This is a genomic window from Sporocytophaga myxococcoides (assembly GCF_000775915.1).
Taxonomy (GTDB): domain Bacteria; phylum Bacteroidota; class Bacteroidia; order Cytophagales; family Cytophagaceae; genus Sporocytophaga; species Sporocytophaga myxococcoides_A.
Window position 1 is genome coordinate 629,205 of record NZ_BBLT01000002.1, and the last position, 16,494, is coordinate 645,698.

Consider the following 16,494-nt stretch of genomic DNA (forward strand, 5'->3'; position numbering starts at 1 on the left):
AATACTTTTATATTCTTCAGGTAATATAAAGTTTAAAGGTGGATCCAAGAGGTGAATTGAAAGGTTGCAGGATTTAAAATCAAATCTGTAAATTCAATCAGCTAACCTTTAATATTTGTTTTTCAGGAATGTTTTCCAATTATGAAGTGGGTAAATAACGTCTGTATGCTCCCTTACTTTTATGTAGTGCAATTAATATAATCCAAACAGAGCATTGTGCATGTTGTATAACATGCACAAAGACGTCCCACTTCGCCCCACTCGTTTATTCTTATATTTAAAATAATTAATTGATTTTTAGTATGTTGTACTAGGTTTTTAAGGGGTGAAGTAGATTTCACCTTTTTTCGGAGTATAAAAGCGGAATAATACAATTTTTCAAATCAGCTTGCTTCGGATCTTGTAAATTATTTGACAGGTAAGATGGTGTTTCTCAATTTAAAGCTTTGGTTTACCTTAACCAATTTTTAATGTTGATTGCTTGTTTTAACTGATTTTTATAGTAATTTTGAATACCAAATTAGTATTTAGTTTTAGCTCTACAAGGTAGAAGTTGCAACTGGTCTATTATATTGAAAATAATAGATTTTATTTTTATAATACTTTTTAGATTTTTATAATCTAACATGTTAATTGTTCTTGATTAGCATTCTTAGTTATCTCTATTAAAAGTTTTAAATCCAACATTCAAAGTATTTCTAATTCATTGTTAGGATTGACATATATCCCAGTGAATTGCTATATCCAGATGTTAAATCATAGCCGGATAAACTCTGATTGATGAAAGTCTCAATCTGTAATAGTTCTCTACTGGAACCTTTAGAACATTCCGTTCTTATTTCACATTTTAAGTAACTTAAAAATTTAATCACTATGTTTCTAAATACATCAGAAGCTTCTGATTTTTTAAATATTACGAAGAACAATCTTTATAGATTAATAAAGGATAAAAAAGTAAAGTTTTATAAGCCCAATGGAAAGAATCTCTATTTTAAAAAGGAGGATCTTATTTCGTATATAGAAAGGGGGGTATATGAATAATTCTATATCAACTAAGGAAGTACCTTTTCTTTCATTTAGTGAAACACAAAAAGCTTTAGATTGCTCTAAAACGTTTATGTATACTTTGATTGATAAAGGAGAATTGAAACCAAAATATTTAGGAGCAAAACCTTATTTTCTTATCAATGATATTCTTGGTGCTATGAAGGATGCACCGGAGAAATATTAAAACACTTAATTAAAAACAAACTGATATATGCTGTTAGGACATAAAAAAAGAATCCCTTTTCTTTCAATGAGTGAAACTCAAAAGGCTCTTAGCTGTTCAAGGACTTTTATTGAAAAGCAGATTAAACTGGGAAGATTAAAGCCTAAATATTTAGGTAAAAAATGTTATTTTCTAATTGATGAGGTTGTCCTTGCAATGACTGATCAACCAGAAGATGATTAAACTATGTTTTTAGGTCACGTTAAATGGATACCATTTATTACATTTAAAAAGCTTCAAAAAGATCTTGATTGTTCAGAGTCTTTTATATATACTCAAATTAAGTTTGGAAGATTAAAGCCAAGATATTTAGGAAGAAGATGTTATTTTATGGTACACGAAGTAATTCACGCGATGCGTGATATTCCATATGAAGATTGAGAAAATGAGGTTGCTAATCGGCAACCTCATTTCATTTGTATTTGATCAACATTGACCGAAAAACTTTTTACAAAATTCAATGTACTGAAGTATGATGTCTTTATCAGTTTCAAAATCTTTATGATTCCCTAAGTATTGAAATTTTTCTCCAGCTTCAAGTTTTTCCGCCTTTTGTATTTTGATGTGCTTTGGAGTAACTAAAATAAAGTATGCATTCGGGTATGGGTATTTTCCACGTGATTCATAATATTCATTGAAATCAAATTCTCCACTTGTTCTGTATTTAACTTCAATAAAGGCAATCATACTTTCTTTTACAATTATAAAATCGGGCATCTTTCTAACCTGATTGGCAACATCACCAGTTTTAGGAAGATAACGATCACTGAATCCGGGAACAGTATTTTCCATTCCAAACCTGAATACTCTATATCCAAGTGCTAGAAACATTTCTTCAACTATGGCTTCTGCAAGTCTTCCCTTTATCGAATTGTCATTAACTTTAACCTTTTTTCTTTCGGAAGAAGATCCATTCTTATTTTTCTTAAAACACTCAATACAAAATTCGTATTCTGAATCTTTATATTGACCGCATTTACACTTGTCAATCGTGCCTTCTTTTGAATCATAATAATGTTCTCTACAGAGTTCATAAGTCCCGGAAGGATCATTGCAGTATTTACAGTTAGCCATAGTAAAAATTTTAGGTTTAAGAATTTGAAAAAACTAGTAAACTCTTTAAAAATAACTATTTAAAATGAAAGAATTATTCTTCTTATTAAATTCCAAATTAGCTTGAAAATTTAATAGCCAATTTATTGGATATATAAAAGTTGGTCGCCTGCAAGAATCAATATTGGTGTTTTTTCGTCTAAGGATTCGAGTTATATTTGGATTTACTACAACCTTATTTTTATGAATACATTATTTTCAACTTCAATCTTTAAGAAAGATATAAGATCAATCTTCAGGGAACTTGGTAAATCAAAATTTGCTAAAATATTGATACAGATTTTTAAGGAGTTTTCTATCCCTGTAATTTTAAGTTATATCGTTTTAATTTATTATCCGAATACTGAAAGCACTAAGCAATCTTCTGTAAGCAATGCGGAAAGGTATTTTGCATATCTTTTCTTTATTAGCTGGTTTACCGGTAATTTAAATAGGATTATTAAGCAAAAGAAAACAGAAAAAAGTTTCGAGGACTTGAAGGTAAAAACTGAGGATTTAATAAAGCAGCTTGAAGAAGCCTCAATAAACACTATTGGACATTTAACTGGAGGAGACTCATATCCCCAAATAACATTGCTAGCATGTTTGAATGCTGAAAAGAATGGGGATATGCTTAAGCCATTTTTCTATATAAGTTCAAATGGGGTATTCCCTATTTATAATTTAAAAATAATGATTACTTGTTATTCTCCTCATGGGACAATTGTTTTTGATCAGGTTCAGGAAATTGATATACTACACCAAAATAATCAGTATTCTATTGATGGTGTTTTGCCATTTTACCCAGAAGATGGGGTTAAAATGATAACTTATATAGTTACTAGAAATGCCTTGTTTTTTCAAAAAAACAGAATTGACATTGTGGATGGAAATAGTGTGGTTGCTACTAAAATTTTTAAATTAATTAAGAAAGATGAATATTCCGTTTTATACAAATATATAGATCCCTCATATAATGGGATGAGCGATGAGCAAATATTTGGAACCGGTCAATTTGACTTTAGTTATTGTCAAAAGATTTGATGAGTTAAGTATTTATTTAATGCGAAAGAAATACATTGGGCTCTTTTGTCTTTCCATATTATGGAAGAGCCAAAGAGATCCTTAGAATCTCTTAAACTATTATCAGGTTTTTATACTCCTGAAAGATGGAGTAGGGAAAGAAGAATATCGAGGATATTGAAGTTAGCCGTGTCCGGAAGAAATATTTCTTGCCTGGTCGTTTCGTGCTTCAGAAGAACTTTAAAATGAGTTCGGCTAGATTTCTGCCTGAAAAGAATTACAAAGCTTATAAAGAGGCTAAAAAGGCAATAGAGCAGGACCGGCTAACAGTTAATGTATCATACAGCACAATAGAATATATAATTCTGCCATTTGATAGCTTTGACTGGAAAAATAGCCCTTTAAAGTTTTGTTATTGCAATAGTTATTTAACTTTGTACTTCACCATAGCTGGTTGAAATTAAACGGATCCCAATCTCGTTTTACCCCTGACAGCTGGTCAGGGGTTTTTCTTTTAAAGAGTATTTAGTATTTTTTGTTTAAGGAAATCTCAGTTCTATTCATTGTTATTAAATCCATCGCAATTGTTCTGCGTTGAGGATTTTTATCTTTATTAGAAAAAGAAAGGAAGGTGTAGAAAACTGTAAAATTTTTAATTTTTTTTAAAAATATTTTTCAAAAATATGATTAGGAATAATTATCCTTCTTAGAGATATCTTCGTAAATATCAGGGTAAAACAGACGATCTTTTTCTCAAAAAAATAAACACTTCTTATTGATTGCCAGTTATTTGTTAAACATAACTATTGCTTTTTTTTGCAAAATTTATGTACTTAGTACGAATATTACGTATGTATTCGTTGAAATGTGTGGAAGTATTAGTAAAAAGAAAATTGAAAAATCGTAAGATACCACAATAATAGAAGACCTAAAATAAGTGTAACACCACAAAAAAAAACGACTATGAGCAAAGTGTTAAATTATTCAGAATTTATGGATTTAGCCGCTAAGAGAGCTTTTGAAAAAGTCTCGGTTACTTCTGACAAAGGAAAATCTAGCTCTAATTCCAGTGGACAAAAAAATAAAAGTAATAAGAAGTAATTTTTTATAAATTTAAAGTGTGAGAGAACTTGTTATTCAAGTTCTCTTTTTTTTTAATAACCCATTTCTTTTTTATATGTTATATCGAGACTCAGACAAACATCGACTAATATCAGTAAATGATAATAATCCCTATAGATCTACTTTTAGAAGAGATATAAGTAGGTTAATTCACTCTCCAAGCTTTCGACGACTTACAGGAAAACAACAATTGTTTCCAGGCCATGAATCAGATTTTTTTAGGAATAGGTTAACTCATTCCATAGAAGTGTATCAAATTGCCAGATCGATTGCTTGTAGATTAAATATAAGTGAAGAAACTCTGGAGAATAATTTTATTGATTTGGATATAATTGAATTTGCGGGTTTGGCTCATGATTTAGGACATCCTCCTTTTGGTCATGTAGGTGAATATGCTTTAGATTTTTGCATGAAACCTTATGGCGGATTTGAAGGGAATGCACAAACTTTAAGGATTTTAACTAAACTTGAAAAGAAAGGAATGCATGAAGATACAAATGAAAAGGTAGGCTTAAATTTAACATATAGAACATTAGCTTCTATTCTTAAATATGATGAACCGATTCCAAATAAAAGAGAAGTTCTTGATAGTTTGGCAAAGGGGTATTATATGTCTGAGTTAGATTTAGTAAATAAAATTAAAGAAAATGTTACAGGTCAAGCAAATTTTAAAGCGTCTCGGGGGGATAATGCATTTAAAACTATTGAATGCTCAATTATGGATTTAGCAGACGATATAGCCTATAGTACCTATGATTTAGAAGATGCTTTTAAAGGAAACTTTCTTACTCCTTTAAATTTTCTAAATCCTAGTGACAAAGTATTGGAAGAAATGACTAAAAGGTTAAATAAGAAAGCTAGCGATAAAAACTATACTAGAAAAGAAATAAAGTCAGGTTTGAGAGAGATTTTTGCAGAGTGGTGCGGAGGATACTTTGAGAAAATTGTTAGTCAAACTAAAGAAGAAAATCAGGGTGATTCACATGAGTTGCTTTATAATGTTATTGGAGCTGGGCAAGAGATAAGTGAGAATGTCGCACGGGATGGTTATTCCCGAAATTATATAACATCAACTTTGGTTGACCAGGCTATAAACTCTGTATGTTTTCACTATAATGATAAAATACCGGCACTTTCATCTGTTAGTTTTAGCGAAGAAAGAAAATTTAAAGTTGAACTTTTGAAAAACTTTGTTTATGTATCTATTATAGAAAGCAGTCTTATTTCGGTTCCTTCTTATAGAGGGTATGAAATTGTTCGGTTCATATTCAATTCGCTTTCCAATGAAGAAAGGAATAAAGAAGGATATAAATTGCTCCCAATAGATTATAAAAATGCTTACGAAGAAGCTAATGAAAAAGAAGAGAAATATAGAGTTATATGCGATTTTATAGCTGGAATGACTGATAGATATGCTATCGAATTTTATGGAAGATTAACAAGCGAAAATCCAGAAACTATTTTTAAACAAGTATAATTTTTAACCAAGTGCATATCAATTTAAAATACGCACTTGGTAACTGGACTTACTAATTTTCTATCAATTCAATAAAAATGTTAGAAACAGGTCCCATGAAAACATAATCTCTGCCTCCAGCTTTGTTGTCATCCATTAACATAATTACATTATTGTTAGAATGAACAGAAAAGTTTTCCCCTTCTTTAATTAATTCATGATATCCATCTGATATTACCAATCTGATAATTGCTTTTTTCATAATAGGTAGATTATAGGTTTGATTTTTAAAAATCAGGTAATTGAAATAAAAAACTTACTCTGTAATATCCGTGTAAGTAAAACTTGGTTAAAAACTCGACTAAAAATACAAAAGCTCTGCAATTTATTCAATTACAGAGCTTTATTTTTCTAACAGTACCCAGGGCCGGAGTCGAACCGGCATGTCCTTGCGAACACAGGTGTTTGAGACCAGCGCGTCTACCAATTCCGCCACCTGGGCAAACGGGTCCCAAAAGTAGGAAAACTTAATTTAAATCCAAAAGATTTTTTGTTTTTTTACTTTGATGGTTGTCCCGTAAAAAATTTCTCCCCGAAAGGTTTGGTCAGAAAGGTTGGATACCACCTTAAACTTTTACATGATATTCAGGTTGTTTTATTCTCTGATCATTCAGTGTCTTGTAAATTGCTTTATGTATTAAAATTCTGGAAATGGATACTTTATAAGCAGTCAGAATAAGGAGAATATTGGCCTGTTTCTTATTTAAACTATATGCCTCATGTTTTTTACTGGATATTTTTCAACGTTTTTGTCTTAATCATTCTGGCATTTGACTTAGGAGTATTTCATAGAAAAGCACATGTTGTTTCATTCAAAGAGTCGATTCTCTGGACTGTATTCTGGATAACACTTGCCCTTAGTTTTAATCTAATCATTTATATATGGCAAGGCCCTGACCCGGCACTTGATTTTCTGACGGGATACCTTATTGAAAAATCACTTAGTATTGATAATATTTTTGTTATTCTGTTAATTTTTAAATACACACAGGTTCCTGATCAATATCAGCACAGAGTACTGTTCTGGGGCATCCTTGGAGCTCTTGTGATGAGAGCTGGATTTATATTTCTTGGAATCGAATTGATAGAACGTTTTCATTGGATCATTTATGTATTCGGTGCTTTTCTGGTTGTCATTGGTATCAGAATGGCAGTGCGTAAAGAGATAAAAGTCGATCCTGAGAATAATTATCTGATTAACCTGGCTAAAAAGTTCGTCCCTGCAACTCCCAAATATGATGGAGATAAATTCTTTACGACGATAGATCATAAGAGGCATATGACTCCCTTGTTTTTTAGTTTGCTTATGATTGAAACAACTGATTTGATTTTTGCCATAGACTCTATCCCTGCAATTTTAGCTATCACTACGGATAGATTTATCGTTTATACATCCAATGTTTTTGCCATAATGGGATTAAGGTCTCTTTATTTCGCATTTGCAGGGCTTATGCAAAAATTTCGATATCTGCATTATGGCTTAGCTGCTATATTGGTTTTTGTGGGTGTAAAAATGATTCTGGCAGAAACTATTAAAATACCAACAGTGATTGCACTGGTTGCGGTGTTAGGAATATTAATAATCAGTATGGTTGGGTCTGCAATAGTTGAGCAAAGAAAGAATAAGAAGAAATACTGATCGTTGTTCTTTATTTTATTCAACTTAGGAATAGATATTCAAAATCAGAAACTCTCAAATAATAATCGTTTTCCCAGAACTATATCAATAAGAATTTATGGCATACAAATACTTGCTATATCCATGATAATTTTATACAATCTGTTGGAATGTTTTTCAATCCCTGCTGTCAGATCAAGTATTTATTTACTCTTGTTTAGTAAGGATTTCATCAATGCTCTATTTTCTGATGCCGGAATTTTGCTTCTGCTTCTTTGATATTCTGTATTCCCTTGATCATTGCATCAGGATTGAAAGAAATACTGTCAATTTTATTTTCGACAAGAAATTGAGCAAATTCAGGGAAGTCGCTTGGAGCTTGTCCACAGAGGCCAATTTTTTTCCCTGCTTGTTTGGCAGCATTGATCATCAGGCGGATCATCTTTTTGGGGGCTTCATTGTTTTCGTCAAATAATTCGCTCACAGTAGAAGAATCTCTGTCTATTCCCAAAGTGAGTTGTGTAAGGTCATTAGATCCTATAGAGAAACCATCAAATACACTGGCAAATTCATCAGCAAGGATTACGTTACTTGGTATTTCAGCCATCACATATATTTCAAGTTCATTTTCCCCTTGTTTCAGTCCATTTGCTTTCATGATTTCTATAACCTTTTTTCCTTCTTCAACAGTTCTGCAAAATGGGATCATTAATTTAATGTTTGTAAGACCCATTTCCTCCCTGACGACTTTCATAGCTTTGCATTCAAGTCCGAATCCTTCCTTATATGCGTCATTATAATATCTAGAAGCTCCTCGGAATCCCAGCATTGGATTTGCCTCCTCGGGTTCAAATTCCTTTCCGCCTATCAGATTTGCATATTCATTGGTTTTGAAATCAGTCATTCTGACAATCACATCATTTGGATAAAATGCTGCAGCTATTGTTGCAACGGACCTGGACAGCTTTTCAACAAAATAGGATTCTTTATCGGGATAGTTGGATGTGAGATTTGCGATTTCAGATTTGGCCTGTTGATCTTTTAGAGAGTCAAATTTTATTAAAGCCATTGGATGGATTTTGATAGAATTATTAATGATAAACTCCAGCCTCATCAAACCAACGCCATCATTGGGAATACGTGACAAATGAAATGCCTTCTCCGGATTGCCTAAGATGAACATGACTTTTGTTTTAGGTTTCTCTATGGCTTCCAGATCAGTTTCAACCACATCCCACAAAAGTTTTCCTTCATATACAGTTCCTGTTTCTCCTTCTGCGCAGGAAACAGTTACCGTTTCACCATCTTTTATTGCGGAGGTTGCATTTCCTGTTCCTACGATTGCTACAGCTCCCAGCTCTCTGGCTATAATGGCTGCATGACTGGTTCTGCCTCCTTTATTGGTAATAATGGCTGATGCTTTTTTTAAGATAGGATCCCAATCCGGATTCGTAATATCCGTTATTAGTATTTCTCCCTCCTTTAGTAGGTATGAATCTTTAGGTGAATTAATGATACGGGCGGTTCCGGTTGCAATTTTATTACCGATTGCTTTGCCTTTGGTAATAGTATTACCTTTTTCTTTGAGAAGGTACTCCGTTATTTTAACCTGATTTCTTTGTCTGCTATATACAGTCTCCGGTCTTGCCTGTACAATATATATTGTATTCTCTTCTCCATCCTTTGCCCATTCAATGTCCATAGGTTTTTTGTAGTGCTCTTCAATAATCAAGGACCATTTGGCCAGTAGGTTTATTTCTTCATCAGTTAAAATAAACTGTTCTCTCTTTTCTTTTGGGGTTTCAATATTGATAGTTGTGTTTTCAATTGAAGAACTGTAGTTATATATCAACGTTTTCTCCTTGCTTCCAATTTTTTTATTAAGTATGGCTTTTTTATTCTTCTGTAAAGATTTTTTAAAAACATAAAATTCATCCGGGTTAACTGCCCCCTGGACAACATTTTCTCCCAATCCCCAACTTCCTGTAATGAGGATCACATCTTCAAATCCGGAGTCAGGATCTAATGTGAAACATACCCCTGAAGATGCCATATCAGATCTAACCATTTTTTGAATTCCGATAGACAATGCAATTTTCATATGATCGAATCCATGATCATGTCTGTATTTGATTGCCCTGTCTGTAAACAATGATGCCATACACTTGAGACATGCGTTAAGCAGATTTTCTTCTCCACAGCATATATTCAGGTATGATTCATGCTGGCCGGCAAAGCTTGCATCCGGCAAATCTTCTGCGGTTGCACTGCTTCTCACGGCAACGTGTATCTGAGAGGCGTATTTTTTACATAAATCTCTGTAGCCATTTTTAATAGCAGCCTCTATCTCTGAGGGGATGGAAGCTTTTAAGATCAGATTTCTGCAGGATAATCCTATTTCTGAAAGATTAGAGAAGTTTGTCGTATCTAATTTATCCAGTATATTTTTAAGGTCGTTACCGAGCTTATTGCTTTTAATAAATTCCTGATAGGCAAAAGACGTAGTTGCAAATCCGTCAGGAATTTTGATTCCTTTGGAAGATAGTGTATTGAACATTTCTCCCAGAGAAGAATTTTTTCCACCTACCTGTGCAATATCGTTTAAATGGATTTCATTAAAGCTCAGTATATACTTTTGCATGTTTATATAGGTTCAAATTTCAAAATCTATATTTAATGATTCGTACTAAGAAGAAAGATGTTAATTGAAACTTTTGCCAATTGCCGTTTAAAACATCTCCCTTGTTATCGTTGAAAGAATTATCGCATGATAAAGTCATAACAGATAAAGGTTATTTGTGTTGGAAAATTTTAATGATAAGAGGCAGGATTTGTAGGTCTTTGAAATATTTCTGATGTGATATGGAATTGGTAGGAAGTTTTCAGGAACAAATTTAAGTTTAAAGTCCCTAAGATAAATGTCTCAGAAAGATATAATGCGCAGCTTTTATATTTCTCTAAGCAGGATGATTTAAGATTCTTGATACAGGCAGTACTAATGATGACTACAGATTTTTACCTAAATTTCAGTTCCGTACTCCAGGCACTTACAAGTAGACCGTTGTCTATTACCCCAGTAATATTGACGAGTACCCGGATCTTTTCTCCGGCTTTGTTTCTGTGTATGGTAGGAGTATTTTCAATTTTATAACCATTCCTTATAAAGCGAAGGAGTAGTTTAAGTTTTTCCTTACTTGACATAGCTATAAAATCTACTAAAGGAGTACCTACGAGTTCATCAGCAGATTTATAACCGTGGTCATGGGTCAGTTTTTTATTTGCTTCGGCCAGGTAGGCATGTTTCTCTATTAATTTTAACTGTTGCTTGAAGGGGAGGCTTGTATCAACTCCTTCAATATCTTTTAGTCCATAGCGAAGAATGCCATCAAAGCTTTCTTCAAAGAAGTCTTTACAGGCACGGTTGCTCTCTTCTATTTCATTAATACGTTCCTTTATCTTCTCTTCAAGATTGAGTTGAATATCTCTCAGTTTGTCGTTTGATTCCTTTAGCTTATTATTGGTTTGTTCTATTTGTGCTGATTGCCTTTCCAGTGCCAGTTGGAGCTTCTTTTCTTTTGAGATATTGAGACTGTTGATGAGTGCTTTCCTGGCTTTCCCATTTTTGTAGTCAAAACCGATGCCCCTTGTAATTATCCAGCTAGCAAGTCCTTCTTTGTTATATACTCCATAAGTCATTTCATTTGATTCGTCTTCTTTTAAATTTTTTATAAGTTCTAAACGATTAAGGATCTTATCTTCATCTATTCCTGCAACCAACGTTTTTACTACATCCCGATATTTTTTATTGCGGATCTCACCACCTTTGTAACTGAAGAGCTGTCTAAAAGCTCTGTTAGTGAAAATGAATTTTTGTGTATCCAGATCAATAATGCTTATTGAAGTGGGGGATAGTTCGAGTATGTTCTTTAACCTTTCTCTGTCCTTTTCAATACGCTCTTCATTTTTTTGTCTTACCCCCCTGAGTTTTGATTGTATCTGCGATTTCCAGCCAAGCAAAAACATGGAGATGCAAAAAGTAGCAGATGCATATAGAGCTGTTCCCATATTTTTACTGTAAAGTCCGTTGTTTTCGCCTTTTATTTTTAACCAACCCAAAAGGAGTGGTATGAAAAAGGCGAGAAATCTTAATAAGACTATTTGAGTGGAATTTTGTCCTATCAGGGTTTTCATGGATCCTTTATGTGGTCTTAGGAATAATATAGCTATTGACAATAAAAGGGCAACAATAGCAGAATTAAGTGAAATAGGAATTATATAGGAAGCAGCATACAAGTCATCAATTTTATAGACATAACTATATATAACTAATATAGCACCCAGTCCTGTACCATAGTTTAGAAATTGAGATATTTTATAGATTTCCTTATTTCCAAAATTGTTAAGCAGCAATGATGTACAGAGTGCAATAAAAAAAAAGGCAGAGATAGGAGAGGTGAGGTTAACATTGACTTCCTTTTTTACCTTGCTCTTGACCTGATAGATTTGTTCTTTAAATAAGACTTCCTCTAATACAAAGGGCTGGTCCATAAAATATGTTATGAGTTTGATCCCGGCAATAAGCAGTATAAGAAAGCAAATTGAATTGCATATTATCTTATTTGCCAAACTAGCATTTTCATTCCGAATGATCCATATTGCCAGAGCAATCATAGAATAGCAGATGGCCGAAAGGGGGTTTTGAGATACAACCTGATTAAAGCTATATAACTCAAACAACTCAAAACTTACTGCACGCAATAGCAATCCGATTATGGGGATAAAAAAAGCAACAAGAGTAAAGGTTTTTCCCAGTGCAATCAGAGTGGTTACAGTCTGCTTATTTTCAATTGATACCGGCATTGATGTTAAATATTATTTGTCAGAGATTTCTTTTTTCATTAAGCCTTGTATTAGTTTCAGTCTCTTCGTTGTTATAATATCAGAGAAGTTCACGGGTCTTTGTATTTCCCATACTTTTACCAAAAAGTGATTTTTTACTATCCCAAGCAGGTTGGAGTAAACTTTTACAGGTTTACCTTCTTTTGTCAACTGAATTGGCTGTTTGCCTACAAGACGATAATTGGACCTGACAAATTCCTTTCCATACTCAATAGCAATCTCTTCTGGCAAATCGATGAATTCCAGAAGAGGCATACCTTTCAATGAATCAGGGTTCTTATATCCATGCAGTTCAGCAGCTACCTGGTTTACTTCTTTTATTCTGGTTACTTCTCTGATTTTTTTTACCTGTTCATCCGCAGGCAAACTGATGCTTATATCAGATGTATGTTCAAATTCTATGATTCCGCTAAAGCTATTTTTTATATAATCCTTGTATCTCTTCTCACTTCTATAGAGCTCAGAGGCCCTTTTTTGGGCCTCTTCTTCTAATTTATTGTTAGCCTCTTCCAGCTTACGTTTTATTCTTTCTAACTCCAGTTGCTTTTGTTCCAGATTTATTTTTTGTTGTTTCAGTTTTGATTCTTTTTTCTTTTCATTAGTAAAATCAATTGTATTGAAGAGAATTTCTTTTACAGCTCCTGATTCATCCCGGGAGAAGACAATTGCTCTAGAGAATAACCAGGTGTGGTCGCCATGTTCGTCTGTTAGCCTGAAAGCAACGTCATTATATTCGTTGTCCTTAAGTTCCGGAAGTATTTTCTGCCGTTCTTCAATAATAGGAAAGTCATCGGGATGTATTCTTTCTTTTACAATTTCTGACATTGTTTTGCCTTCTATTTCCTTGCCCGTTCGCATTTTGCCTCGTCCGGATTCATTGGAAAAGGCTATTATCCCTTTCTGGATATTAATAATCTGAACGAAAGTTTGTGAGTTATTTAGAATCCTTTCGATTCTTTGGTGGTCTTTTTTTATAAGCTCAACTTCCTTTCGCTTTGCCAGCTGAAGTTTATACTGGATGGTCGATTTCCATCCGAGCAGGGTAATCGAGATAAGATAAGTGCTAATGGCCATAAGTGCTGTACCTACATTTTTAGCATATAGACCAGCTTCTTCACCGCTTATTCTCAGATAACCCAGCACCAGAGGAATAAAGAAGGCGAGAAAACGCATCATAAAAACCTCTGCCGGGTTTTGTCCTACCAGGTACTTCATTGATCCTTTAAAAGGTCTGAGAAAAAGTATGGATGAGGATAGAAACAGCATGGACAGAGAGCTGTAAAAAGTCATAGGTATGCCTCGAAGCGTATACATTTCCTCTACAGAATATACATAACCATAAATAGTAAGGAACGATAAAAATATGATAAAGTAATTAAGGTTTTGAGCATTTGAGAATAGTATCTTTTTTTTGTCAATAAAGAGGAGGGAGATAGCCAGTAAGTTAATACAAATGGCGTTATTTATCCCCAAACCCTTATAGCTCAAAGTCATTTCCGGTAATTCCTGATTTTGGTACAGTAGCTTCAAAAAAAATCTGTCGGGCTGAAAATTATAACCAAGTGATAAAATTATTAACATACCGCTTGAATAGGCAATCACAAGTACGCATAGTATGGATACAAGATAAAAATACTTTTGTTTGATCTCTTCTGTTCTTGAAAGCCATATAGAAATGCCTAGAGTTATGAAACAGAGAGAAGTAAGAGGATTCATGATAAAGTGACCCGGCGTGATAGAATATAACAGTGGGTAGTTTATGAATCTTAAACTAAGCACCAGCAGTGGAATGAGGGTACCTAAAAAACAAAAACAGATACCGACGAGCATAAGAATTCTTTCGGTGACTTTGTTTTTGTTAGCTACCAGGGACATTTGAAGTGCTTTAGGGGTATAAACCAGCGAGTGCGTGAATAGTTTGAATTGAAGATATGGGGGCGGTACAAATTCTTTATTTAGGAAAAACTTTGAAAAAGAAATGTGTTTGGGGGAGGTTGACCTAGATAAAGATTGTATCAAATTCAACCTTATGATAGGAGCATATGATTAGATAGTTAGTGTGTGCATAAATCCTACTATTCCCCAGGAAAATACTTCTATTCTAGTCTTATCGCCCGATTTTCAATATCGTCCTTTCTGGCCAAAGCATCACCCATTCATCAGGAATGGAATTGTATCCATAATATAATCCTCCCAAGCCCCAAGTGACAGCTCATCTTGTGTCTGTATCCAATCCTAAGTTAATTGCTTTTAGCACTGCATCTCTTTAACTAAGCGTTTTAATCCCCGGTATAATTAAACATATTCATTTTAGGGAATTTGTCTGGGATAGATTCCTAAAATCCGAATTTAGTCATAAGAACATCCTTTGAATTCGTAATAAAACCAGCCACTTGTTACATCCTGAGACTAGCGGAAGTCTGATGTGTGTTTTGAGAAGGATGATTGAATACACACTAATACTGTCTCCAGGGAAGCTTATTCTTTTTAATAATAGAGTTTACCAATGAATCAATGCACATCCAGGAGGGCTTGGGATAACTGTGATTTATAACATAGTCATTGAAATCTTTTTCATTTACGAAGCCCTTTTCCTTATTAACTTTTGTGTCGATGATAAACCATCCTGTTGGAGCAATTGTGCGGTTTACGAAAGTGTTGCCTCCATCACCAATGTTACCGCTTAGTATATATATGATGCTATCTTTTATATCTAATTTTTTAACGTTATAAGTCCCCAGTAAATTAACAAAAGCCATGTCCCATCTACTTATGCTATCCTGAGGGCTGGTTCTAAGTTCGTATGGCTTTATTAAAGGAATTCTCATCCAATCATATCCACTGATGTTTTCATAGAAAGAATCAGGGTTCTGTTTTTCAATTTTATTCATGCAACCCAAAAGAATGGTTGCTATAAAAGCATACATTATTACGATTGTTACCTTTCTCTTTTCCATACTACTTACAGTTCTCATTTGAACATATTTTTTGATTCGCGTAATAAAAAATTTTTATTCATCAATTAATCGTTTGTTAAATTGCCGGCCTGTCCAGGTAGCAGGCCGGCAAACAGAAAAAATAAATAAGATTAAAAAAGGAGTTTACTTATAAACGCAAGGAATAAATCTCATAAAGAGTGCTGATTCTAAAATTTTAAGATAAGATTCACACTAGGTGTATTTAATTGAATGCCCAAAGATTTGTCTTTATTACTATTCAGACGATTGGTATGAGGGTCGGTATTGGATCGAGAGGAGCTCTCTCCTTTGTAAAACCTGTAATAGATTCGTGGTGACCAACTTACTCCTATTCCTAAATAACTATTAAAGCTATAAACGGCTCCGATTGTATATCCTGCCGCAATAGTTTGAGTATTTTGAGAAGTTTCATCATTTAAGTTTAGGTTATTGTTGGTGTAGGCTCTATAATCTGAAAATCCATAAGATAAGTCCGGACCATGAAATAAGGTAACCTTCGAGGATAAGTAAGACCTTTTTTCTATACCTAAATTTACACTAATGCTTTGGTTGTTTTGATTGAGGTTAGAGTGTTCGAATGAATTATAATTATCATCAGAATAAAAGGAATTCCGATCTGATTTGCCTTTGTTAAAATCGAAAGTGATACCAACCTTAAAAAAAGTTCTTGAGTTTAAACCTCTCTTGTAGGTTACGCCGGGGCTAAAGAAATTTGCCCAAATTTCATTTTTCTTATACTGTATGGTATCCTGTGCTTTCAAATCTCCAATAGAAAGAAACAATAGGAAGATTATACTTCCACAAAAAATGATTTTGTTAAAAATGATCTGTCTCATATAGTTTTTTCTTCAAAACTATGTTTCTGAACCAGAAGCTGAAATAGGAATTGAGTCTGCGCAGTAAAATTTGAGTGAAAGTGTATTTTTTTTAGTTTAAGAAGGTCTGATTAGAAAACGAAAATTATGATTATCTATTA

15 protein-coding genes and 1 tRNA gene are annotated in these 16,494 nt (G+C 33.4%); 8 read left to right on the forward strand and 8 right to left on the reverse strand.

Annotation, left to right across the window (positions count from 1 at the left end; translation table 11 throughout):
• Positions 1 to 873: 873 nt before the first annotated feature.
• The 4 genes from MYP_RS25660 (at position 874) to MYP_RS07115 (ending at position 1,651) form a co-directional block, all read left to right on the forward strand.
• Positions 874 to 1,041 carry a helix-turn-helix domain-containing protein gene (locus tag MYP_RS25660; RefSeq protein ID WP_081990426.1) on the forward strand — a complete coding sequence of 56 codons (168 nt, stop codon included), beginning with the start codon at positions 874 to 876 and terminating at the stop codon, positions 1,039 to 1,041.
• Positions 1,034 to 1,231: a helix-turn-helix domain-containing protein gene (locus tag MYP_RS07105; protein ID WP_045460486.1), complete on the forward strand. Its 198-nt coding sequence runs from the start codon at positions 1,034 to 1,036 to the stop codon at positions 1,229 to 1,231. Before MYP_RS25660 ends, MYP_RS07105 begins: the two co-directional genes overlap by 8 nt.
• A gap of 66 nt (positions 1,232 to 1,297) precedes the next feature.
• Complete coding sequence (locus tag MYP_RS07110) at positions 1,298 to 1,453, forward strand: hypothetical protein (protein ID WP_156140381.1); 156 nt, start codon at positions 1,298 to 1,300, stop codon at positions 1,451 to 1,453.
• 3 nt (positions 1,454 to 1,456) lie between these two features.
• A complete protein-coding gene (locus tag MYP_RS07115) occupies positions 1,457 to 1,651 on the forward strand; it encodes a hypothetical protein (RefSeq protein ID WP_045460492.1) in 195 nt (64 codons plus the stop codon).
• 45 nt (positions 1,652 to 1,696) lie between these two features.
• Here the strand turns inward: MYP_RS07115 and MYP_RS07120 are convergent, their stop codons facing one another.
• Positions 1,697 to 2,344: a hypothetical protein gene (locus MYP_RS07120; RefSeq protein WP_052430005.1), complete on the reverse strand. Its 648-nt coding sequence runs from the start codon at positions 2,342 to 2,344 to the stop codon at positions 1,697 to 1,699.
• Between the two features lie 222 nt (positions 2,345 to 2,566).
• Here MYP_RS07120 and MYP_RS07125 point away from each other — a divergent pair, with 222 nt between their 5' ends.
• The 3 genes from MYP_RS07125 (at position 2,567) to MYP_RS07135 (ending at position 5,984) form a co-directional block, all read left to right on the forward strand.
• The gene (locus MYP_RS07125; RefSeq protein WP_045460497.1) at positions 2,567 to 3,406 is read left to right on the forward strand and encodes a hypothetical protein; all 840 of its coding nucleotides are present in this window, start codon (positions 2,567 to 2,569) and stop codon (positions 3,404 to 3,406) included.
• Between the two features lie 224 nt (positions 3,407 to 3,630).
• On the forward strand, positions 3,631 to 3,843 hold the full coding sequence (locus tag MYP_RS07130; protein ID WP_045460502.1) for a hypothetical protein: 213 nt from the start codon (positions 3,631 to 3,633) through the stop codon (positions 3,841 to 3,843).
• Positions 3,844 to 4,505: 662 nt separating this feature from the next.
• Positions 4,506 to 5,984: a deoxyguanosinetriphosphate triphosphohydrolase family protein gene (locus tag MYP_RS07135; protein ID WP_156140383.1), complete on the forward strand. Its 1,479-nt coding sequence runs from the start codon at positions 4,506 to 4,508 to the stop codon at positions 5,982 to 5,984.
• Positions 5,985 to 6,036: 52 nt separating this feature from the next.
• Here MYP_RS07135 and MYP_RS07140 read toward each other — a convergent pair whose 3' ends face one another.
• Positions 6,037 to 6,225: a hypothetical protein gene (locus tag MYP_RS07140; protein WP_045460509.1), complete on the reverse strand. Its 189-nt coding sequence runs from the start codon at positions 6,223 to 6,225 to the stop codon at positions 6,037 to 6,039.
• Positions 6,226 to 6,381: 156 nt separating this feature from the next.
• A tRNA-Leu gene (locus tag MYP_RS07145) sits at positions 6,382 to 6,465 on the reverse strand.
• A 270-nt stretch (positions 6,466 to 6,735) separates the two neighbouring features.
• Here MYP_RS07145 and MYP_RS07155 point away from each other — a divergent pair.
• Positions 6,736 to 7,662, forward strand: coding sequence for a TerC family protein (locus MYP_RS07155; protein ID WP_045460517.1), 927 nt, complete (start codon positions 6,736 to 6,738; stop codon positions 7,660 to 7,662).
• Positions 7,663 to 7,873: 211 nt separating this feature from the next.
• Here the strand turns inward: MYP_RS07155 and ppsA are convergent, their stop codons facing one another.
• The 5 genes from ppsA to MYP_RS07180 form a co-directional block, all read right to left on the reverse strand.
• Positions 7,874 to 10,282 carry a phosphoenolpyruvate synthase gene (gene ppsA / locus MYP_RS07160; RefSeq protein WP_045460520.1) on the reverse strand — a complete coding sequence of 803 codons (2,409 nt, stop codon included), beginning with the start codon at positions 10,280 to 10,282 and terminating at the stop codon, positions 7,874 to 7,876.
• Positions 10,283 to 10,656: 374 nt separating this feature from the next.
• A complete protein-coding gene (locus MYP_RS07165) occupies positions 10,657 to 12,501 on the reverse strand; it encodes a PAS domain S-box protein (RefSeq protein ID WP_045460524.1) in 1,845 nt (614 codons plus the stop codon).
• A gap of 12 nt (positions 12,502 to 12,513) precedes the next feature.
• Complete coding sequence (locus MYP_RS07170; RefSeq protein WP_045460527.1) at positions 12,514 to 14,256, reverse strand: hypothetical protein; 1,743 nt, start codon at positions 14,254 to 14,256, stop codon at positions 12,514 to 12,516.
• Positions 14,257 to 14,996: 740 nt separating this feature from the next.
• The gene (locus MYP_RS07175; protein WP_045460530.1) at positions 14,997 to 15,515 is read right to left on the reverse strand and encodes a hypothetical protein; all 519 of its coding nucleotides are present in this window, start codon (positions 15,513 to 15,515) and stop codon (positions 14,997 to 14,999) included.
• A 170-nt stretch (positions 15,516 to 15,685) separates the two neighbouring features.
• Entirely contained in the window at positions 15,686 to 16,354 is a 669-nt protein-coding gene (locus MYP_RS07180) for a hypothetical protein (protein ID WP_045460533.1), read from the reverse strand.
• Positions 16,355 to 16,494: the final 140 nt, after the last annotated feature.